Origin of the sequence: Nitrosomonas sp. H1_AOB3 (genome assembly GCF_015709435.1) — a bacterium.
GTDB classification, from domain to species: Bacteria; Pseudomonadota; Gammaproteobacteria; order Burkholderiales; family Nitrosomonadaceae; genus Nitrosomonas; species Nitrosomonas europaea.
The window spans coordinates 1984324-2006264 of the sequence record NZ_CP054389.1; the positions used below are offsets into that span (position 1 = coordinate 1984324).

A 21941-nucleotide genomic window follows, 5' to 3' on the forward strand; every position below is an offset into this window, starting at 1 on the left:
TTACGGCTTGTTCCGTGCGAACGCACGGAAACGCCAGAGCTCCATCAGCCGGTAGCCGGAGTAGCGGCCCAGCAGCAGAATCACAGCCAGCACCACCAGTAACAGTTCAGGAAATACGAAAAACATATACTGGAATTCGCTGATATTCATGGCCAGGTACCCGATCACTGCCACCAGCAAACTGCCCGACACCTGCTTGAATGCCTCCGCCGGTCCGGCCTCTTCCCAGGTCAGCGACATGCGCTCGATCGTCATCGTCATGATCACCATCGGAAACAGAGCCACGGACAACCCCATTTCGAACCCGAGCTTGTGCATGATGACGCTGACCCCCGCCATCAGCAGGACAACCATGGTCAGCACCGCTGCCAGGCGGGGAACCAGCAACAGCTTCAGCTGTTCGACATAAGCGCGCAACAGCAGCCCGAGCCCCACGATCAGGCTGAACAGAATCAATCCCCAGAACAATTCTGTTTCACGGAAAGCCAGTGCGATCAGGATAGGCATGAATGTGCCAAATGTACGGATTCCGATGATGTTACGCATGAACACGACGACCAGCGCCCCCAGCGGCACCATCAGTAACACCTTGTACACGTTCTGGGTATGTACCGGTAAGGAATACAGCGAAAAATCCATCAGATGGGAGCCTTTCTCCGCCGAACGGAACCCGGCAATGTTGACGGTTTCCTGTAAGGTTCTGGCGACTGAATACTGGATTCCGGATTCGGAAGCCCCCTCAATCGAGAAGGAACGGTCATCATCGATCTGCCAGATGATGAAATTCGACGGCAGGCCCTCCTGGCCATCTTTGATATTCAGGGTGCGCCACTGCTCACCATCATAAACCTGCAGAAAATGTTCCAGATCCGCGTAGTCCTTGTCATCCTGCAAGCGTAATCCCCGAATGACACGGGATGGAATACGGGCACCGGCCAGCACCCAGCTCAGGGTTTTAGCCAGATTACGCGTACGGCTGACATGCTTCACCAGCAATTTCAGCTCCGGTATCGATGCTGCCGCATTCAATTGTTCAATCACCCGCTGTGTAAAGGAAATGGTATCGGCTGACTGCTGGCGCGCCTTGTCCAGCACTCCCTGAATCACCGGTGCCAGATTCTCTGGGTACTCGGGTGGTTTCGGGTAAACCGGTGCGGCATCCGATTTGGGTGCAACTTCCTCGTTTTCGAACAATACGGCCCGGTAAAACAGTAACTGTTTACCCTGCGCCCTTCGCTTGGCCCAGCGCGCAACACGGCCAGTGTTATCCTGTTCGATTGCCAGTCCGTAATCTGCACTGACGAAATCCTCATCGAGGATGGAATAACCGGCGGGATTGAAAGGCAGCGGCAGGGTTACCTTGATTGCACTGTCCGGTTTGGCACGAAAACTGATACGGGCCTCGATATTCCATACCTGCGCCTCTTCAGAGGCAGTCAAAGGCAGGCCGATTACCGCAGCTTTGTAATAAGCCAGCCCCAATCCCGCAAGACACAGTATGAATGCCAGCAGATACAGATGCAGTTTTCTCATTCGTGCTGCTGCCCGGGATCAGCTGGTTCACTGCCCTTCTTTTTCTTTTTGGTATGGCCACACACTGCCTTGGTGAGATAGGCACGTGCAGGATCGACTACCACATATCCGGCCAGCGCCTTGCGCCCGAGCAGTACCGGGTAATTCAAAGCACGCCGGTCGATCAGATCGAATTCGGCCTCCCGGATTTCATCAGCCAGACAAATCTCCATGGAGATCACCGGGCGCTCCTGCGAGGGGCCATCATGCTGTTTGATTTTAACCATACGCACCAGTGGGCGCTCGATCTCGATGGAACGCTCCGCCGTACCCTTCTTGAAGTCAAAAGTAAACCTGACCCATGTCTTGCCATTTCTCTTGAATACATTGATATCACGAGCACTCATGGAAGAAGTATTGGCGCCGGTATCGATCCGGGCAGGCGTCTTGATTCCCCAGGGCTCCAGACGGGTAAACTCTACCCAGCCAAGGATTTTCAGAGACTCCGGGATGACCGTGGTCTTTTCCGCTGAAATTGCGCCAAAAGGTATCAGCAACGATAAAACTGCGAACAGGCTGCACAACAGTGATCTGATTGAACGAATAGCCATCAGTTTCTTTCTGAAGTTTTTTGTAGTAGTTAAAGAATCACTCTCGGTACGAGTAGTTCCATCGGACAAAGACAGGACTGGTTTAACAGCCACATGATGAACGGGTAAAAGAAGCTGCCACAGACTAAATGAAAAAGCCACTTACAACCCGCAAACGGCCCAATTATACATGGGGATATCAGCAGAACCGCGCTTTTCTGAACATAGGGCATCGGCGGTTACGGCCGGTCATCGACCTTCGGTGCGAAGTACAGTAACTACGCCGTTTTCCTGCGATTGAACCAGAAGCCACCTGCGATCAGCAACAGCGTCAGCGCCTGCAGCGCAAGGCCTTGCCCGGTCGGATGGATGCCCAGCAGCGGCAGCGAAATGAAGCGCACCGCCGTCGCATCGAGCACACCTGCCTCCTGCAGGGCCGCGACACCGTTACCGACGAACACTACAGCCATGAACGCCAGCAGTGCCGACATAACCGCAAAGAACGGTCCGATCGGCAACCGCACGCTATAACGCAGGATGGCGCCGCCGATCAGCACCAGCAGCGCTGTTGCGGCCATGATACCCCACAGTACCGAAGTATGACCTTCCACGCCAGCCTGCACCCACAGCGCCTCGTAGAACAGGATCACTTCGAACAGCTCGCGGTACACTGCAAGGAACGAAATGCCAGCCATTGCCCACAGCGTACGCTTGCCGAGTGCTACGTTTACCTGCTCGCGAATAAAGCGGCTCCAGGCCTGCGCATTTGCGCGACTGTGCAGCCACCAGCCCACGTACAGCAGCATTGCTGCAGCCAGCAGCGCTGTGATGCCCTCGGTGAGTTCACGGTTCGCACCCGAGATATTGATCACGTAGCTTGCCACCGCCCAGGTGATGACACCCAGCACCACCGCACCGATCCAGCCCGCATGGATGTAGGGCAAAGCATCGCGCCGTCCGGTCTTGATGACAAAGGCGATAATGGCCGACAGCACCAGGATCGCCTCCAACCCCTCACGCAGCAAAATCAGCAGTGAACTCACGAAAGCTGTCATTGGCGACAAACTGCTGCCCGACAGCACGTCGTCGGCACGATCGAGCAATGCCTTGACTTTAACAACCTGAGCTGACACAGCTTCGGCAGACTGGCCGTCACCAATGGCTGCACGCAGCGCCATCATCTCACGCTCGACCTCGGCACGTAACGGCGCATCCACATTATCCAGAGCGGATTCGACCAGCTCGAAGCCTTCCAGATAGGCGGCAATCGCCAACCGACGTGCACCTTCACGGTCGCCACGCGTATAGGCCTGCACCACTTCATCGAGTTTGGCGCGCGAGAATGCCAGCGGCACTGGTGCAGCTGCCTGCAGCGCCTGCGGCTGCTGTGTCAGGTAGGTACGCACCGCATCCAGTACCGTGCCGGCCTCGGCCTGATCGCCGGGTGCCTGATCAACCAGCGATTTCAAGCTGTCGAACGCGGCCTTTCCCTGGCCATCGCGCCATGCAGCCTCACCACGCGCAACAGCCTCCGGGTCGGCACGCAGACTGCCTGCAAAGAAAGCAAGCGCCCAGCGATCCACTTCGGAGAATTCGGTAAATGCACGCATCGGCGTGCCGCCCACACCGAGCGTGATGGTGTTGTAGAGGCCATAGAGACTGCGCTGGCGCATACGCGCCTCATCATGGAAATTGCTGGGGGCCGGCTCCATGCCCTTGGCCAGCGGCCCATCGCCATGACCCTCCGCACCATGACAAGTAGCACAGTGCTGAGCGAACAATTTAGCACCCAACATCAGATCCGGCGCCTGACGCGGCGCCACGCTGAGCTTCCACGCCTGAATCACACCCGCGCGCAGTTGGCTGGCCAGCGCAGAAACTTCACTGCCTGGCGCCTTGGCCTCGATACGTGCCAGCAGCGCGTGAGCCTGCTGCTGCAGCGCCGGCTGCTCCGGCACTTCGGGCAACTGCTCCAACAGCGTAATGGCCTGCGTGGCAAACTCGCGCTGCTCCTCGTACTCCTCAGCATTGAGCACCTTGCCGTCCTGTACGAACTCGGGATAATCCACGCCTACGTAATCGAGCATATGCACGATGGTCTGCGCCCTCTCGTCATCAGCGGGCGCAGCGGCGGCCGTGCCATGCAAGCTGACCATAAATATGAGCATTGCCAGCCACTGAACCAGCAGATTCGACAGAAAAAAAGGTTTGGACCTGTTCATCGTTTTATCTCCGAGCGCCCGGATTTGGTTAATCTATCATTATAAGTTACTCGACCCGGAAATGAAGCTCGCCAGCGCACCTCATACAGAGCAATCGTGCTACAAAAACAACTTATTGATATTTAATATTCTTTTACATATACCAAGATGAATGAAGCAACAACCAATTGATTTATAGAATTACTTATTTTTTCACCCGGTTGCCCTGACCACATGAAGCTCCACATTGACAAGAAAGGAAATTTCCTTACAATACAAACATTACTTTCAGGAGAACTGCCATGCCTACCATTCATGAAGTTGCCACGCTGACCTCCAAAGGCCAGATCACGTTGCCCAAGTCCATCCGGCAGGCACTTGGCGCCGATACTGGCAGCAAGCTTGCGTTCGAGCTGCGTGGCGGCGAAGTGATCGTTACCCGTGCCGATACCGGGCACGAGGATCCCGCCATTGCTGCATTCCTGGCCCTTCTGGCTCGCGATATCGAGGCTGGCCGGAACATTCGTGGTTTGCCGGAAGATCTGATTCGCACGATGCTGGAGCATACGGGCCACAACGTAGTCCTGGGTGATGATTTCGATGAGGACGTAGAAATCTGATGCAACAGCATGGCTGGACGCTGTTGTTCCACGACAACCTGATCGAGCAGTTGATGAAGTTGCGTGCGGCTGTGCTGCGTGCGCAAGAGAACGACCCGGAGGGCTTCGGATCCAACACCAACGTCAAGTTCTTCCGGGCCTTGATCCAGCTGATGCAAGACGTGGTGCCGGGCGATCCGGCGCACGACGAATATCGTCAGGGCAATACCATGGGACCAACCTATCGCCACTGGCGACGGGCCAAACTCGGAAGGCGGTACCAGCTGTTCTTCCGGTACGACTCGAAGGCAAAAGTCATCGTGTACACCTGGGTCAATGATGAGCAGACCCTGCGGTCATCGAGCAGCAAGTCAGACCCGTATACCATATTCGAAAAGATGCTCGGGCGCGGAAACCCGCCAGACGACTGGAACGCATTGATACAGGCAAGCAAACCGAATTGGAGCCAGCTGGAGTAGGCATTCCTCATGTAACAAAAGACGGCCATGAACACGGTAACCCGATGAGCACCGCAGCACGCCTCGGCCACAGTTTCGGCCGTGGCAATTGTTGTCGGACAAAACAGTAGCAGCCTGCCAGTCCGACAGCGTGTTTAGCGTAATCGATGTCTCATCAATAACTATACCGCATACTCACCAAAAAATTACGTGGTGCACCGTACCAGTTGCCAGCGTTTGGATTGGTATTTGCACCTGCCTTACTTTCATTATCGTTGAACGTATAACCGGCCAGAATCTGCCAACCTGACACGATTTAACCACTGACCTCGATGTCCACCTCTCGGCTGGTAATGCGGCCATCATCCAGATAGCAGCAACTGCTGCCCAGATCACCAGGAGTCGGTGGATAGGCCGGGTCAGGTAGCGGCTCAGCTCGGCCGCCATGTCGGATAGCGAGACATCGCGAAATACCAGACGTCCCCGCTGCCATGCCGTGATAGTCTCGATACGATCAGGGTACGGAGATACCAGACCGTCTCGCGGTGATGCTACAGAAACCTGACCCGCCGTCAGAGGTGCACGCTTATGTCGCCACCAGGGGCCGGCGGAAAACTCGACCGACCCTGCCTGTACGGCGACCATGACACGATCTTCGTTGCGCCGTACGTCGAATTGCGTGCTGGTGACCAGCACGCGTGCATCGCCCGCTTCGACCAGGAACGGCCTGGCGGTATCGTGGCTGATGGAAAACAAAGCCTCGCCACGATGCAGTTCGACAGTGCGGCGAGTATCATAAAAGGCAATGGAGATATCTGTGTCGGTATTCAGATCAACCATCCGGCAGCCCGATTTGCCGGCGCTCACCTTTCGACGTAGCCAGCCGCTGGGTGAATGTGGGGAACAGCGCCCAGAGATCCGCAGTTAGTACTACAGCCGTATATATTTTATTCGGGAGGAGAGAACCCTCTGCGTTGGTAGTGAGCTTGTCGGGCTCTGTGTTGATGTTTTCTACGCCACACGGACCAGTGCAGCACATGTTCGATAGCCTGGCTGGTGTGCCACAGCAGATGCGATAACAGCTTACGCAACTCGAGCACGCTCAGGGCAATCAGGCCGGGTGTGTGTTTTTTTCTCCCGCACCCGCAGGGCCACCAGCACCGCATGGGCCAGTAGCGCCAGTGTGATGTGGCGATACCAGCCCTGCCAGCGGCGCACCTCGTAATGATCAAGTCCGCACTCGCCTTTGGTGGCCTCAAAGCCGATCTCAATCTCCCAACGTCTGCCAGCGATCTGCACCAAACGCTTGAGCTGAGCCTGCGAGCGCCTGGTATGCACCACATAATAGGCCAACTCCTGATGCTCATCCAGACTGCGCCGCACCAGCAGATAGTGTCCGAAGCGACGCTCCTTCTGTGTCAATTGCAGCCGCCACAGCGGTACCAGCGCCCAGTCGTACAGACGTTCACCTTTGGCTCCAGCGCCTGCCGACAGATGACGCCATGCACGTGCTGGTAGCGCTTGTGCAATCTCCTCGGCTTTCACGTGCTGTGGCCCCTGCCACCACAGCGGTTCACTCCTGGCTACAGCCAGTACGAAGGCCTGCTCGCGTAACTCCAGCCATACCCGCAGATGCCGGTCTCTACCGTAAACCTCATCGCCTGTGATCCACCCACAGGGCACGCCCACATCCAGCGCTCGCTCGATCATCTTGCGTGCCAGCTGGGGTTTGGTCGCAAATTCCACCTCCTGTGCAATGCCTGCAGCCTCGCAGCGTGAACGATCATCCGTCCACTGGCGCGGAATATAAAGTTCACGGTCGATGAAAGCACTGCCACCGGCGCCGGCATAGCACAAAACACGCCGATCTGGCTGTTCTCGATACGCCCAGCCGTACCGCTGTACTGGCGCTGCACACCAACCGAGTGGGTTCCTTTCTTGACAAAACCTGTCTCATCAACGATCAGCACGCCGTCTGGATCACCCACCTGCTCGACAACGTAATCGCGCAGCACGTCACGCGCCGCATCAGCATCCCACTGTGCGCGTTCCAGCAAATGTTGCACCCCATCGGGTGTTGTCTCGCCCATCCATTCGGCCAGTTGCCAGCCGTTCTTGCGCTCTACCGTGCTCAACAGGCCCTTCAGGTACGCAAGACTGCGTTGGCGTGGCTCGCTGCGCTTGAATAAACTCCCAAGCCGCTCGTGCACTACCTCCAGCTCCTTCGCCCAATCATGTAGTTGTGACATCATACCCAAACCCACCTCATCGTTGATTCAGGCTATATTCTCTCATCATTATCTACGACTGTAGTATTAGATGTTTAGTCCCACTTTGTGATGGTGTATTGTATGATTTGCTACCGACACAGGAGGAATTATGGGACAGATATTACACGGGAGCGCCCGCACGACAGCGGCGGTGCGTCGAGCGATACAACATAGTCAAGAGAGCCTGATCACACTGGCAGAGCGCTACGCCATCAACCCCAAGACGGTGGCGAAATGGAAGAAACGCAACTTTACGCATGATGCCAGGATGGGTCCGAAAGAACCGCGTTCCACGGTTCTGACACTAGAACAGGAAGCCGCTTGTGTAGCCTTTCGCAAACACACGCTGCTGCCGTTGGATGACTGCCTTTACGCCTTGCAAAGCAGCATTCCCACCCTGACCCGATCATCACTGCATCGCCTGTTCCAGCGCCACAACATCAGCCGCTTACCGGAGGTGGAAGGCGAGAAACCTGCCAGAAAAAGTTCGCCCAATATCCCATCGGCTATTTCCATATCGACATTGCCGAAGTACGGACAGAAGAAGGCAAACTGTATCTATTCGTCGCCATCGACCGAACCAGCAAGTTCGCTTATGCTGAATTACTGCCCAAGTACGGCAAGATGGAAGCAGCGCAGTTCCTGCGCAATCTCATCGCCGCCGTACCCTATAAAAAATCCATACTATCCTCACAGACAACGGCATCCAGTTCACCCACCGCAAAACAGACAGGCATGCTTTCTTGCATATCTTCGACCGTGTCTGCACGGAAAATGGTACGGAACATCGCCTGACCCAGCCAAATCACCCCGGACCAATGGTCAAGTCGAACGCATGAACCGCACCCTCAAGGAAGCAACCGTCAAACGCTATCATTATGAAAATCATCAACAGTTGCGAGAGCATCTTTACAGCTTCCTGAATGCCTACAACTTCGCCAGGGCGACTCAAAACCTTACGAGGACTCACACCTTACGAATACATCATCAAATGCTGGCAAAACGAACCTGAACGTTTTATCATCAATCCATACCATCACAAAGTGGGACTAAACAATTAGAACCTGTTTACGATCTTTTGAGCAGTAATGCCAGGAAGGCCAGATGAATGAACTGTAAGCTGGTGTTGAGCTTACGCTCGCAGTTTTTCCATAATCTTCTGCTCTTCTCCAGCCAGGCGAAACTACGCTCGACGATCCAGCGTTTGGGCATAACTTTGAAGGTATGCAGTTCACTGCGCCTGGCAATCTGCACCGTGACAGGTTCGCCCAGAATTTCTCGCACGCCTTCGGTGAATGATTCTCCGGTATAGCCGCTGTCGCACAGCAAACTTTGTACTTGCCCCAAGCCCAGCCTGCAGCGCTCCAGAGCTTGCAATGCACCTTTACGGTCAGTCACTTCCGCCGTCGTCACCGCAATAGCATGCGGCAAACCCTGGGTATCAACAGCGATATGGCGCTTGATACCCGATACCTTCTTGCCAGCGTCATAACCTTTCTGGTCGGCCGTGTCTGTGTTTTTCACGCTCTGCGCGTCCATGATCAAGAGCGCGCTGCAAACGTTGCGCCCCTGTTTCTCTCGGACCGCGCCAACCTGATTTTTTGAGTGCCCGCTCCAATACGCTCACGCCGTACTGGTCGGGCTCACTCCACTTGCTCCAATAAGCATATACACTCTGCCACTTGGGAAACTCTCCGGGTAGGAATCTCCATTGGCAACCAGTGCGCAGCAGGTACAGCACCGCGCAGAACACCTCGTACAGATCCACCTTCGTGGGCTTGGTCCTGCGTCGTACGCTGCGCAATAGCAGCTCTATCTCGGCAAACTTCTCTCTACTGATATCGCTGGCATACTCGATTCTTTTCATCCATGCATTATCAGGGATAACAAAAAGATCGTAAACAGGTTCTTAGAAGCGCCACATCCGGATCATGCTGCAGGGGATGTTCATCGTCGCTCAGCTCATGCAGAGACAGTACTTCATGGCGTGACTGCCGCGAATTTCATCAACCAGCCGATTCTGGGCCGCCCAGCACAAGTACGCTTTCTGATCAATCTCAGCCGCGTGTTACCCGAACGTTTTGGATCGCCGCCAAGACACCAAGGTAAAGCCCAGCCCGCCGTCCAGCATAGCATTGGGTAGAGTGGTGAAAGCTCTCGGAAGCGGGAAACTGCTGGATCAGCTCGGCGCAGTGCTCCAGAAGAGTCAGATACAGTACGGAGAACTAGCTGCGTGAAAAGCACCCAGACACCCACTACTTGTGCAGCATTTGTTACCTCATCGACAGCTCGGGTATGCGCTGGAAGAGATTGTTTTCGATCGACGATCACGATCACATCAAGGTCTTTGGACAAGTCGTCGCTCCACGAAAATCGGAAACGCTACGCCTTGGTGCTAATGGCTGAAACATGAAGAGAAAGATCGTCAGATTGGAGCGGGTGAAGGGAATCGAACCCTCGTATGCAGGAGGGTAAGGAGATTATCTCGCGATAATCCCCTCCCCTAAGAACCGTACGTGCAAGTTTCCCCGCATACGGCTCAAGCAATCTACAAGCATCAGCACTTGTACATGCTGACACCGGCAGAACCGGATTTCTCCGTGGAATGATGTTGCATATGGCAATTCGGATGCAGCAGCACCAGATTGGTGAGTTTGTCCGAACCACGTTGCGACCGTTTGATTATGTGGTGCAAATGCCACCCAGTATCTCGCGTGATCTTCTGCTCACAGATGGGACAAAGACCTTCCTGCCACCACCAGAGCCAACGTAGCTTCCGGCGACCCTCGAGCGTTCCATCCATTTTGCGGGCAAGCCGCTTGGAGAAATACTCGTCGTACATCGGGTCATAGGGATTTGCTTCGCCCTTGATCTTCACGTGGGGCCGTTTCCGGTATCCACGCAAAACGGGCAGCAGCTTGTCCTTTTCCGAAAATCGCCAATCGCGACCTTTGAGGCGCACGAAATAACGCTGTTTGATCCATCGCTTCCCCTTGTTCGGGTGACGACGACACGCCCAACGCCACAACGCTTGCCAGATTTGATGATCGCACTTCGAAAATGTGAGCGTGGCCATTTGGCTTCGATGGTAGTTGGCCCACCCCCGAATAACCGGGGTGAGTTTGTCTATCACCTCTGCCTGTGCGGCCGACTTCAACCCACCTAACGCGGCGCGAATCTTGTCGAGGAACGCTTTGGTATTTTTCTTCGATGGCCGCGTGAGCAGCATCCGTTTGAAATACCGGACATTCCAGCCCAAAAAGTCGAAGCCCTCCGTCACATGCGTGATTTTGGTCTTCTTCTCCGAGAGCGCAAGTCCTCTGACAGCCAGGAATTTCTCCACCAGAGGCCTGACCTCGTTTTCGAGCAGTTCTTTCGAGCTGCCGGTGATCACGAAGTCATCCGCATAGCGCACCAGATTGACCTTTGCCGCGCGTGCCTGTCGCACTGTGTGAAACAGTGTTTCAAGCTCACGTTGCAGGCCGTCCAGCGCGATGTTTGCCAACACCGGGGAAATGATGCCTCCCTGTGGCGTGCCAGCGTTCGTAGGGAAAAGCCTTCCCATTTCGATAAATCCTGCCTTCAGCCATTTCCGAAGGATGCCTTTGTCCATGCAGACATTGGCAACCAGCCAGTCGTGACTGATGTTGTCGAAACAGCCTTTGATATCCCCCTCCAGCACCCATTTCGGTGACGCTTTTCGACCAAGTACATTGCGTACCTGTTCGATGGCGTCGGCCGTCGAGCGCTCACGGCGGAAGCCGTAGGAGTGAGCATCGCCAGTCGTTTCGGCGACAGGATCAAGCGCCAAAAGATGCAGCGCTTGCATAGCCCGATCACGCATGGTTGGAATGCCCAGAGGGCGCTTGTCACCATTTGCTTTCGGTATGTAGATGCGACGCAGTGGCAAGGGCCTATATCTCTTGCAGCCGAGACCGACAACCGCCTGCCATTTCTCGTCCGGCGTGCCCCAGGTTTGCTTATCCACCCCTGGAGTTTTCCGGCCTTGATTCTCCGTGACCCTCCGTACTGCCAGCGCTTTCGCGCTGCTGGATTTGGTCAGGAGTCTCTGCAGGTTGCGAACCTTCCGCCATTCCCCTGCTTTTACTGCCTTCGCAATACGTGCCTGTAACCTCGCAACTACCTGACAAGCCTCGGCCCATGAAACATCGTGCCAAGATTGCCATGCAGTGGAGGCGACATCACAATTGAACTGCATTGCGTCCATATCAACCTCCGGTTGAATGGAGCGGGTGATGGGAACAGCACCCGGTCGCTAACTCGTTTATTACGAACGCTTTTTCCGATCCAAGCGTCACGGAATGGACTCGATTGTGGACTCAAGTCTTCGGCCTGGTCAACGCAAGCCGCTGCGGGTGATCCAAATCGAGCCAAGCTCATCCATCAACAGCCAGAGCATCGGATTTCATACCGAAGTCTATCTGTCCACTGGCACATCACGCCACAGGCCGCTACGGACAGGTGAGCTGCGTCCTCAAAGGATTGACTCATCATCGACAGGCGCGGTCCCGCCCGCCTTTCGCCCGCTCGATGAACCGCTTCATGGGCTCCGAGGGTTCGCCCCGGCGGCGCAGCAGGTAGGTAGAGAGCACCGGTGGGCTGCCGGCCAAGGGACGAATGGAGATGTCCGGGCGCTGTAGCGTCTGCACCTGCGAGGCGATGGCGAAGCCGATGCCGTAGCCTGCACCGACCAGGGTCAGCATCACGCCCAGGCTGGTCACTTCATCGACCAGCTTGAGCGGCGTGCCTGCGTCCTGCAGCAGCGCTTGAATCTGATGGCGGCAGCCCGATCCCGATTCGGGATGGCACAGAACCAGCGGGAACTTCAGGGCTTCGGCCAGCGGCACCTGCACGTGTGCCAGCAAGGGGTGGCGTGCGGGCACGATCACCGACAGCGGATCGGTCCACACCGGCTCGGCGACGAGGCCATCATGTACCGCGTTTGACAACGCAAAGCCGATGTCCAGCAGATCGTCGTGCAGCGTCTTGAGCTGCTGCGCGAACGGCAGCTCGAAGACGCGAATCTCCATCTCGGGCTCCTCCTCGCGGCTGCGTGCCAGCAAGGTGGCGATGCGGGGCTGCGCCAGGCCGTCGCAGATCGCGATGCGCAGATGGCCCTGGTAGCCCTGTGCCGCCGCCTTGGCACTCTTGACTGCCTGCTCCACGGTGGCCATCACGCGTCGGCATTCGCCTAGGAACACCTGGCCGGCCCAGGTCAGCCGCGTCAGGCGGGTGCTGCGGTCGAACAACTGCACGCCAAGCTGGCTTTCCAGGTCGCGCATTGCTCGTGATACGGGAGATTGCTCGATCCCGAGACGCTCGGCCGCGCGGGCGAGATGCAGCTCTTCCGCGACTGCAACGAAATAGCGTAGCAATCTAGGCTCCAAGGCAGCCTCCCATCGGCCCTTTACACCAGGTCTTGGTACGAGCCAGCCACCAAGCGATGGGGATGTCGATCAGGATCAGGGTGACGACGCCTGCTAAACGTGCGGTCAACCGGAGGGCTTGCAGATCACTATCCGTCAGCACGCAAACACCCTCGTGTCAATGCGCATGCTTCGTGTCCGAGCACCCGAGTGTGTAAAGGATGCTCTTCGGTGAACTGCCCAAGCGAATGGTCCAGACTTTCATGCCGCAGGCCCCTCGACTACTCAATACATATGCTGGCCGCCGTTCATCGCCACGTTGCTGCCGGTCATGAAGGCGGCGGCTTCGCTGGCGATGAAGGCGACAAGTGCCGCAATCTCGTCCGGCTGGCCCAGACGGCCAACCGGAATCGCATCGATGATCTTCTGGCGCATGTCCTCCCGCACCGCCATCACCATCTCGGTGGCCAGATAACCCGGCGACACGGTGTTGACCGTCACACCCTTGCGCGCGACCTCCTGCGCCAGCGCCTTCGTGAACCCGTGCACGCCGGCTTTGGCCGCCGAATAATTGGTCTGCCCGAACTGGCCCTTGCTGCCGTTGATCGACGAGATGTTGACGATGCGACCCCAGCCGCGCTCGACCATCGGATCGATGAACGGCTTGGTGACGTTGAACATGGAGTCCAGGTTGGTGCGCAGTACGGCATCCCAACCGGCCTTGTCGAGCTTGCGCAGCGTTGCATCGCGGGTGATGCCGGCGTTGTTCACCAGGATGTCGATCCGATGACCGTCGGCGTGGATGCGCCGCGCCATTTCCTGCGTTGATTCGTAGTTCGATACATCCACCCCGTAGGCAGCAAGTTTGTAGCCCTGTGTCGCTTGCGCTTGCTGCCACTGGCCAATCGTGGTGTTGCCGGGGGTATGCGTGACGATCACGCGGTGGCCGGCATCGTGCAGGGCACGGGCGATCGCAGCGCCCAACCCCCGGTTGCCTCCCGTCACCAGCGCCGTCCGTTGCGTCGTATTCATTGCCGTCCCCTCATTTCTTGGTCTTGCCCTGGGGTACGGCGCTTGGGGCGGTCCAGGGCTGGGTCCAGCGCTGGCAAAGCTGCGTGAAAGAGGCTGCGTCGCCACTCGCGCCGAATGCCTCGGAGACAGACTCCTGCCAAGTCGTGAGCGCCTGGCGCAGTCCATTGGCAAAGGCCGTCTGGCTCTTGGCTGCTACTTGCCCGACCGCTTGGGCATCGCCCATGCGGCCTTGGCACAGACGCCAGAACACTTCGGACGGCAAGGTCGCGAGCGCTTGCCAGTCGGCCGCCTGTTGGAGGCCCTGGATGCGCGAGGTGGTCTCCAGCACGCTGCCAGCGCTGAGCTGTTGCATGACTTCGAGCCAGTGATGGCTGCTCTCCTGCAGCAAGCGCGTGATCTGCAGTTGCAGCTCGGCATTGGCTTTGTAGAGATGGATTGGCAGTTCGTTGCTCATTGCAGTGCCCTTCGGTCATGGTGGGCCCCCTTCGGGGCGGGTGTAGGCCATCCCAAGCGATGTCCCTGTTGAAATGGTCTTGTCTTGTCTCGGCTTCGGCGCGTCGTATCAGCGCATTGCCACATAGGTTCCCGGTGCATCACCAAGCGGGACCTGCGTGCCGCCCATGGCAGGCGGCGATACCCGCTCGGTCGAATGTCGTGCCAGCCACTGCTGCCAGGCTGGCCACCATGAGCCCTCGTTCAGCGGGGTTTCGGTACGCCACGTTTGCGGATCGACGTAGCGAGCGCCGACGCTGCGGGTCGCAATCTGGTAGCTGCGCCGGGGGTGCCCCGGCTCGCTGACCACGCCGGCGTTGTGCCCGCCGCTGGTCAGTACGAAGGTCAGCTCCGCATCACTGAGCAGATGCATCTTGTACACGGATGGCCAGGGGGCAACGTGGTCGCGCACCGTGCCGACGATGAGCATCGGCACTTCGATGTCGGCGATCGCCACCGGCCGTCCGCCGACCTGGTAGCGTCCCTCGGCCAGGTCGTTGTTCAGATACAAACGCCGCAGGTACTCGCTGTGCATGCGATACGGCATGCGCGTCACGTCGGCATTCCATGCCATCAGGTCATTGAACTCCTGCCGTTCGCCCAGCAGGTACTCGCGCACGCGCCGCGACCAGATCAGGTCGCGCGAGTTGAGCATCTGGAAAGAGGCGGCCATCTGCTTGCCGTCGAGATAGCCCTTGTCCCACATCCCGGCTTCCAGCCAGGCAAGTTGACTGTCGTCGATGAAAAGCGCGATTTCGCCCGACTCGCGGAAGTCGGTCTCCGACGCCAGCAGCGTCAAACTGCGCAGCCGTTCGTCGCCATCGCGCGCCATCGCGGCTGCGGCGATCGTCAGCAAGGTGCCGCCCAGGCAATAGCCAACCGCCTGCACCTTGCGCTCGGGCACGATGGCCGTGACCGCGTCCAGTGCATCCATGACCCCCAGCCATCGGTAATCCTCGAGGCCGAGGTCGCGATCGGCCGCGGTCGGGTTCTTCCAGGAAAGGATGAACACCGTATGCCCCTGGTCGACCAGGTACTTCACCATCGAGTTGTGCGGTGACAGGTCGAGGATGTAGTACTTCATGATCCAGGAGGGCACGATCAGCACCGGCTCGGCATACACATCGGGGGTCGTGGGTGTGTACTGGATCAGCTCGATCAGGTGGTTGCGAAACACCACCTTTCCTGGTGTGACCGCCACGTCCTGGCCGACTTTGAAGCCTTCGACCCCGGCCGGTTCATCGTCAAGCGCAAGACGCTGTGTATCGTCGAGGAAGTTCATCGCGCCGCGCCACAGGTTGGCGCCGCCGCTGGTTCTGATGGCTTCCAGCACTTCCGGGTTGGTCCAGATGAAATTCGATGGCGACCACATGTCCAGCCACTGCCGCCCAGCGAAAGTGACCATGTTCTCGTGATGGCGCGACACGCCGCGCACGCCGGTGGTGGCGTTGTGCCACCACTGCTGCTGCAGCAAAAAGCCCTGGTGGATCACGTTGAACGGCCATTGCTGCCAGGCCGGCGCCTCGAAGCGCCGATCCTGCTCCAACGGCTCGATGCACGTGGGGCAGCCGTGGGCACTTGCAGCGTGCGCGACGTAGCGCGCCAAGCGTCGCTGCTTGTGCAATCCCTTTTCGATCAGGCTGCGCTGCTTGCCCGGTGAAAGGCTCAGGTGCAGCGCCCAGTCGTACCAAGCCAGCAAACCCGCCGCCGGTGACAACCCGCCAGTGCCGCGTGCCCGGCACGCGTTCGCAAGCGTATCCAGGACATCGGGGCGACAGACGACTTCGGACGGTGCCGGCGCGGGCTTGTCAGGTATGGCAAGGGTGTTCATCTCTGGTCTTCCGATGTTGTAAGTAACTTATTACTATCATAATGCCTACGGGAAAAGATGCAAAGCCTTGAAGAACGCCCGGGGGATTTCCGCCTTCGCTCGAACGAAACCGCTTCTCTTGCTCTGACTGGGGTGGCCGACCTGCCGACCGATTACTCATGATGTGCCAGAGGAGTGTGTTCGCTTCCTGGGTCTCGTCAGCTCACTTGGCCACGATCCATGGATGGGGCAGGAACCATCCTTTCCCATGCGATGAACCGTATTCCCGATCTTGCGACGCGGATGTTTTGCATGTTAGGATAGTAATAAGTCACTTACTTTATGGAGTCTGATCGGTGAGCGAACGTCCTCAACATCTGTCCGCTGAAGAGCGGCGTGCTGCCACAGTGCAAGCGGTGGTGGACTTGGCCGCGGAGCAAAACCCGGCCGAAATCACGACCACGGCCATCGCCGATCGAATGGGTTTGACGCAGGGCGCGCTGTTTCGCCACTTCCCCACCAAGGACGCGATCCTGGAGGCAACGATGACCTGGGTCGGTGAGCGTCTGCTGGTGCGCGTGGACAAGGCGGCCGAGGGCGCCGCGTCTCCTGCCGCGGCACTCGAAGCCATGTTCATGACGCACATCGACTTCGTGGCCAAGCATCCCGGCGTGCCGCGCATGCTGTTCGGAGAACTGCAACGCTCTGGCGAGACGCTCGCCAAGCGGATGGTGCAGACCTTGCTCCGTCAATACGAACAGCGCCTGCGCCGCCTGATGGAGGCAGGCAAGGCCCAAGGCGACCTGGATGCGGATCTGGACGTAGATGCCGCCGCCGTGTTGTTCATCGGCACGATCCAGGGACTGGTCATGCAGTCGCTGTTGGCCGGCAAGGTCAGTCGCATCCGTCGTGATGCGCCAGCCGTGTTTGCCATCTATCTCCGTGGCATCACGCACACCCGATGAAACGCCTTCCATCCTGCCGCCACGCAGTTGCCCGGTCGGCCGAGAGGCACACCACGGTCATGCGATCGCGTTGCGCCTCCAGCGCGAATCCGCGTCATTCAACACTCAGCCCGACCGCCCGGCGGAACGCACACGCACACCGCGACGACGGCGAAGGCTTGGGAGTTTCCGCGATCAAGTAAAGGCCATGAAGATGACCACTCATCCACAACGCAGCATCTGGCACTGGCTGATCTCCCCGCTCGCGATCGGCTTCGGCCTGCTCACTCTTCGGGAGGGCGGCGCCGTTCTGTTTGTCGACGGCGCGGCGCGCCAAGCCGCCGGCCACTATGTGCCTTTCGTGCTCTGGTTCAATTTTCTGGCCGGGCTCGCCTACATCGTCGCCGGCGTCGGCTTGTGGATGCGCCGGCGCTGGGCCGCGTGGTTGGCGATTGTCATCACGGTGGCGACCGCACTCGTGTTCCTGGCTTTCGGAGTGCATGTGGCTTTGGGTGGCGCCTGGGAGCGGCGCACGGTGGTCGCCATGACGCTGCGCACGTTGGTGTGGGCAGGCATAGCGGCCATAGCCTGGCGCCGGTCAGCGGCGAATGCGCCGGTCGCACGCGAGCACTGAGCACCTTTATCCAGCGGAAACCCATCGATGACAACTCCAAACCTCCTCTCCAGAAAAACCCGTTGGGTCGTGATCGCCGTCGTCGTGCTCGCTCTTGGCGGCGCACTGGCGTTCTGGCTGTCGCGCGACCATGGACAACAAGATGCATTGCGCCTCTACGGCAACGTCGACATCCGCGAGGTGCAACTGGCCTTCCGTCAGCCCGGGCGCGTGATGCAAATGGCTTTCGATGAGGGCGATGCCGTCAGCGCCGGCGCGCGCCTGGCGGCGCTCGATGCGCAACCCTATCGGGAGGCCCTTGCAGCCGCGCAAGCCCAGGTGCAGGTGGCCCAGGCCGAGCTGGCCAAGCTGCGCCGCGGCCTGCGGCCGCAGGAAATCATTCAGGCACAGGAAGCACTCAACCAGGCACAGGCGGTGGCGCGCCGGGCCGAGCGTGACTACGTGCGTCTGAGTAGATTGCTTCCTTCGAAAGCAAGCAGTCAGCAGGATGTGGACAATGCACGTGCTGCACGGGATCAGGCCATTGCCGGTGTCAAGGCGGCCAAAGCGGCTTTATCCCAGGCCAGGGAGGGATTCCGCAAAGAAGATATCGCTGCGGCTGAAGCTCGCCTTGCGGCCGCACAGGCTGCCGCAGCGCAAGCCACGACAGCTTTGGCGGACACCGAGTTGATGGCGCCCAGTAGCGGCACCGTCATCGCACGAGTGCGGGAGCCCGGCAGCATGGTCGCAAGCCAGAGCGCGGTCTACAGCCTGAGCCTGGACAAGCCGGTTTACGTGCGCGCCTACGTTGGCGAGCCGAATCTTGGTCGCATCGAGCCCGGCAAGCGGGTACGCGTGTACAGCGATTCTTCCGAGAAAGCCTATGGAGGCCAGATCGGCTTCATCTCGCCACGCGCCGAGTTCACGCCGAAGACGGTAGAGACCACCGACTTACGCACCGACCTGGTCTATCGCCTGCGAATAGTGATCGACGACGCCGACGCTAATGTCGGACTGCGCCAGGGGATGCCGGTGACCATCGAGGTCGACACCTCGCCGACCGACGACATCGATGCAGAGGGTTACTGATATGGCCGCCGGCACCACTACGGCAGCCGCGTCGCCCATAACAGATAGCGGTGCTGCCGTTGTTATCGATAGCGTGAATAAACATTTCGGCAGCGTACAGGCCCTGCGTGGCCTCAGCGCACGCATCCACTATGGGCGGCTGACCGGTCTGGTCGGCCCCGACGGCGCCGGCAAGACGACGCTGATGCGGATTCTGACCGGCCTCTTGGTGCCGAACGCCGGCCACGTCACCTTGGCCGGCTATGACGTGGTGAAGGACAACGACGCCATTCACGTCGCCAGCGGCTACATGCCGCAACGCTTTGGTCTGTACGAAGACCTGTCGGTGATGGAGAACATGCGCCTGTATGCGCAGTTGCGCGGCATGGATGCCGATCGCAACGCCGATCTGTTTGCCGAGCTGTTGGAGTTCACGCGGCTAGGCCCCTTTACCAAGCGCTTGGCCGGCAAGCTCTCCGGCGGCATGAAGCAGAAGCTGGGCCTTGCCTGTGCGCTGATGGCGCGGCCCAAGGTGCTGCTGCTGGACGAGCCCGGCGTGGGTGTCGACCCGGTCAGCCGCCAGGATTTGTGGCACATGGTGCAAGCGCTGACCGATGAGGGCATGGCCGTGGTCTGGTCCACCGCCTATCTCGACGAAGCCGAGCGCTGCGAGAGCGTGCTGCTGCTGAACCAAGGGCAGCTCCTGTTCGATGGCCCGCCGCAGGAGCTGACCGCACAGCTCGAAGGCCGCAGTTTCCGTCTGGAAGACGTCGGTGCCGAGCGCCGAGCGGTCCTGACCCAGGCACTCGACCTGCCCAGCGTGAGCGATGGCGTGATCCAGGGCGCCGGCGTGCGCGTGGTGTTGCGCGAGGGCGCTCAAGCGGAGCAGCTCCAGGCCCTGTCCGATCAGGCGCGAGTGGAGCTGGCGCAGGTGCCCGCGCGCTTCGAAGACGCCTTCATCGATCTGCTCGGTGGCGGCCCCGGCGGCACTTCGACGCTGGCCGAGCGTCTGCCGCCGGTTGAGCTGGGTTCCGACATTGCCGTGTCGTGCCGAAACCTCACCAAGCGCTTCGGCGAGTTCACCGCCACCGACAACGTCAGCTTCGAGGTGCAAAAGGGCGAAATCTTCGGCCTGCTCGGCCCTAACGGCGCCGGCAAGTCCACCACCTTCAAGATGTTGTGCGGCCTGTTGAAACCAACTGCTGGCGAAGCGCATGTGGTGGGCCATGATCTGCGCCGCGCCACCGGCGCAGCCAAGAGCCGGCTCGGCTACATGGCGCAGAAGTTTTCGCTCTACGGCCTGCTCTCGGTGCAGCAGAACCTGGAATTCTCGGCCGGCGTCTACGGACTGGAAGGCAACACCCGGCGCGAGCGCATTGCCGAGATGATCGAAACCTTCGATCTGGGCGACTGGCTGTCCGCCACGCCCGATTCCCTGCCGCTGGGCCACAAGCAGCGCCTGGCATTGGCTTGTTCGCTCATGCACCGGCCGCCCGTGCTGTTCCTGGATGAACCCACTTCGGGCGTGGACCCGATCACCCGGCGGGAATTCTGGACCCACATCAACGGACTGGCCCGCAAGGGCGTGACCATCATGGTCACCACCCACTTCATGGACGAGGCCGAATACTGCGACCGCGTGGCCATGCTCTCGCGTGCGCAACTGATCGCGCTGGATACGCCCGACGCGCTCAAACGTTCGGCGGTCAGCCCCGAACAACCCGACCCGACGATGGAGGACGCCTTCATTCACCTGGTGGAGTCGTCAGACCGCGAGCTGGAGGCCGCCACATGAACGGCGCCACAATGCACAAAGACGGAAGTGGCCCCCTGCAGACCGACTTGCGCCGTTTTGATTTACGGCGCTTGATCGCCCTGGTGACCAAGGAAAGCTACCAGGCGCTGCGCGACCCCTCGACGCTGCTGATCGCGTTCGTGCTGCCAGTGGTGTTGCTGCTGCTGTTCGCCTATGCGGTGTCGCTGGATGCGAAGGATGTCCGTGTCGGCGTGGTCCTGGAGTCGCCCGGCGCATCGGCACACTCGCTGGCCGCAGCGTTTTCGGGCACCCGCTTCCTGAATACGCACTTCGCCCATGACCGGCGCGAAGTGGCCGACCAACTGGTCTCAGGCGACCTGCGCGGCTACGTGGTCATCCCGCAGGATTTCGAGCAGCGTCTGGCCCAGCGTGGCAGCGAGCCGCTGGTGCAGATCGTCACCGATGGCTCCTACCCCAATACCGCCAACTACGTCGAGAACTACGCCCGTGGCGTGGTCCAGTCCTGGCGTGCCGGACTGGACGTCGGAGCACCAGCGCAGGCCGTCATGCTGGAACCGCGCTACTGGTTCAACCCCGAGCTGGAAAGCCGCCGCGCACTGATTCCCGGTGCCATCGCCATCGTCATGACCATCATCGGCACCATGCTGACTGCACTGGTGGTGGCGCGTGAATGGGAGCGCGGCACCATGGAGGCGGTGCTGTCCACGCCGGCCTCGGTGGCCGAAATCCTGATCGGCAAGCTGCTGCCGTACTTCGCGCTCGGCATGCTGTCCACGCTGGGTGCGGCGGCGCTGGCGGTGTTCGTGTTCGGGGTCCCGATGCGGGGCTCGCTGGCGGCGCTGCTGCTGCTGTCGGCGGTGTTCATGGTGCCGGCGCTGGGTCAAGGTCTGCTGATTTCCTCCTTGGCACGCAACCAGTTCCTGGCAGCGCAGATCGCGCTGTTCACGGGTTTTCTGCCGGCTTTCATGCTGTCGGGCTTTCTGTATGAGATCGACGCGATGCCCGCGCCGATCCGGGCCATCACCCGGCTGGTTCCGGCGCGTTACTTCGTCGATTCGCTGAAGACGGTGTTCCTGGCCGGCGACATCTGGGCCGTGTTCCTGCCCAACCTGGCGGCCATGGCGGCGATCGGGGTGCTGTTCTTCGTGATCGCCAAGCGCGCCACGCGCAAGAACCTGGAGTGAAGCG

At 59.2% G+C, this 21941-nt stretch carries 18 protein-coding genes and 2 pseudogenes; 8 read left to right on the top strand and 12 right to left on the bottom strand.

Translation table 11 applies throughout. The features are described 5' to 3' along the window. The 3 genes from HRU73_RS09205 to HRU73_RS09215 form a co-directional block, all read right to left on the bottom strand. A complete protein-coding gene (locus HRU73_RS09205; protein ID WP_276679174.1) occupies window positions 1–1533 on the bottom strand; it encodes an inactive transglutaminase family protein in 1533 nt (510 codons plus the stop codon). Next, on the bottom strand, window positions 1530–2123 hold the full coding sequence (locus HRU73_RS09210; RefSeq protein WP_143023707.1) for an ATP-dependent zinc protease family protein: 594 nt from the start codon (window positions 2121–2123) through the stop codon (window positions 1530–1532). Before HRU73_RS09210 ends, HRU73_RS09205 begins: the two co-directional genes overlap by 4 nt. A 257-nt stretch (window positions 2124–2380) precedes the next feature. After that, window positions 2381–4324: a cytochrome c/FTR1 family iron permease gene (locus HRU73_RS09215; RefSeq protein WP_276817879.1), complete on the bottom strand. Its 1944-nt coding sequence runs from the start codon at window positions 4322–4324 to the stop codon at window positions 2381–2383. Between the two features lie 281 nt (window positions 4325–4605). Between HRU73_RS09215 and HRU73_RS09220 the strand changes: the two genes are divergently transcribed. Together HRU73_RS09220 and HRU73_RS09225 are read left to right on the top strand one after the other, a co-directional pair. Next, the gene (locus HRU73_RS09220; protein ID WP_011110928.1) at window positions 4606–4923 is read left to right on the top strand and encodes a type II toxin-antitoxin system PrlF family antitoxin; all 318 of its coding nucleotides are present in this window, start codon (window positions 4606–4608) and stop codon (window positions 4921–4923) included. Beyond that, on the top strand, window positions 4923–5381 hold the full coding sequence (locus HRU73_RS09225) for a type II toxin-antitoxin system YhaV family toxin (RefSeq protein WP_276817877.1): 459 nt from the start codon (window positions 4923–4925) through the stop codon (window positions 5379–5381). Before HRU73_RS09220 ends, HRU73_RS09225 begins: the two co-directional genes overlap by 1 nt. 174 nt (window positions 5382–5555) lie before the next feature. Here the strand turns inward: HRU73_RS09225 and HRU73_RS09230 are convergent, their stop codons facing one another. Together HRU73_RS09230 and HRU73_RS09235 are read right to left on the bottom strand one after the other, a co-directional pair. Then, entirely contained in the window at window positions 5556–6200 is a 645-nt protein-coding gene (locus HRU73_RS09230; protein WP_276679181.1) for a FecR family protein, read from the bottom strand. 107 nt (window positions 6201–6307) lie between these two features. Next, window positions 6308–7612 (bottom strand): annotated as a pseudogene (locus HRU73_RS09235) (IS701 family transposase). Window positions 7613–7739: 127 nt separating this feature from the next. On the opposite strand from HRU73_RS09235, the pseudogene HRU73_RS09240 reads away from it, so the two are divergent. Next, a pseudogene (locus tag HRU73_RS09240) lies at window positions 7740–8691 on the top strand (IS481 family transposase). A gap of 7 nt (window positions 8692–8698) precedes the next feature. On the opposite strand, the gene HRU73_RS09245 reads toward HRU73_RS09240, so the two are convergent. The 7 genes from HRU73_RS09245 to HRU73_RS09270 all read right to left on the bottom strand — a co-directional run bounded on the left by HRU73_RS09245 (window position 8699) and on the right by HRU73_RS09270 (window position 16372). Next, window positions 8699–9497 (bottom strand): IS5 family transposase gene (locus HRU73_RS09245; RefSeq protein WP_502709291.1). Its coding sequence is split into 2 segments (ribosomal slippage): window positions 8699–9223 and window positions 9225–9497, totalling 798 coding nucleotides; the frame shifts between segments, so codons are not numbered across the junction. A gap of 190 nt (window positions 9498–9687) precedes the next feature. Further along, window positions 9688–9846, bottom strand: coding sequence for a hypothetical protein (locus tag HRU73_RS13450; RefSeq protein ID WP_353765132.1), 159 nt, complete (start codon window positions 9844–9846; stop codon window positions 9688–9690). Between the two features lie 341 nt (window positions 9847–10187). Beyond that, window positions 10188–11858, bottom strand: a complete 1671-nt coding sequence (ltrA, locus tag HRU73_RS09250; RefSeq protein WP_287398478.1) for a group II intron reverse transcriptase/maturase — start codon at window positions 11856–11858, stop codon at window positions 10188–10190. A gap of 283 nt (window positions 11859–12141) precedes the next feature. After that, a complete protein-coding gene (locus HRU73_RS09255) occupies window positions 12142–13026 on the bottom strand; it encodes a LysR family transcriptional regulator (protein ID WP_226038649.1) in 885 nt (294 codons plus the stop codon). A 276-nt stretch (window positions 13027–13302) separates the two neighbouring features. After that, window positions 13303–14049 carry an acetoacetyl-CoA reductase gene (gene phbB / locus HRU73_RS09260; protein WP_151609295.1) on the bottom strand — a complete coding sequence of 249 codons (747 nt, stop codon included), beginning with the start codon at window positions 14047–14049 and terminating at the stop codon, window positions 13303–13305. Between the two features lie 10 nt (window positions 14050–14059). Then, window positions 14060–14503 (bottom strand): phasin family protein, encoded by a 444-nt coding sequence (locus HRU73_RS09265; RefSeq protein WP_013721835.1) that lies wholly within the window; start codon window positions 14501–14503, stop codon window positions 14060–14062. Window positions 14504–14611: 108 nt separating this feature from the next. After that, entirely contained in the window at window positions 14612–16372 is a 1761-nt protein-coding gene (locus HRU73_RS09270; RefSeq protein ID WP_151609296.1) for a PHA/PHB synthase family protein, read from the bottom strand. A 335-nt stretch (window positions 16373–16707) separates the two neighbouring features. Between HRU73_RS09270 and HRU73_RS09275 the strand changes: the two genes are divergently transcribed. The 5 genes from HRU73_RS09275 (at window position 16708) to HRU73_RS09295 (ending at window position 21937) form a co-directional block, all read left to right on the top strand. Then, entirely contained in the window at window positions 16708–17316 is a 609-nt protein-coding gene (locus tag HRU73_RS09275; protein WP_004255154.1) for a TetR/AcrR family transcriptional regulator, read from the top strand. A 187-nt stretch (window positions 17317–17503) separates the two neighbouring features. Beyond that, window positions 17504–17929: a hypothetical protein gene (locus tag HRU73_RS09280; RefSeq protein WP_151609297.1), complete on the top strand. Its 426-nt coding sequence runs from the start codon at window positions 17504–17506 to the stop codon at window positions 17927–17929. A gap of 27 nt (window positions 17930–17956) precedes the next feature. After that, window positions 17957–18997: a secretion protein HlyD gene (gene hlyD / locus HRU73_RS09285; protein WP_287398480.1), complete on the top strand. Its 1041-nt coding sequence runs from the start codon at window positions 17957–17959 to the stop codon at window positions 18995–18997. Between the two features lies 1 nt (window position 18998). Further along, complete coding sequence (locus tag HRU73_RS09290; RefSeq protein ID WP_287398481.1) at window positions 18999–20771, top strand: ATP-binding cassette domain-containing protein; 1773 nt, start codon at window positions 18999–19001, stop codon at window positions 20769–20771. Next, a complete protein-coding gene (locus tag HRU73_RS09295; RefSeq protein WP_287398482.1) occupies window positions 20768–21937 on the top strand; it encodes an ABC transporter permease in 1170 nt (389 codons plus the stop codon). The genes HRU73_RS09290 and HRU73_RS09295 overlap by 4 nt, the downstream gene beginning before the upstream one ends. Window positions 21938–21941 lie beyond the last annotated feature (4 nt).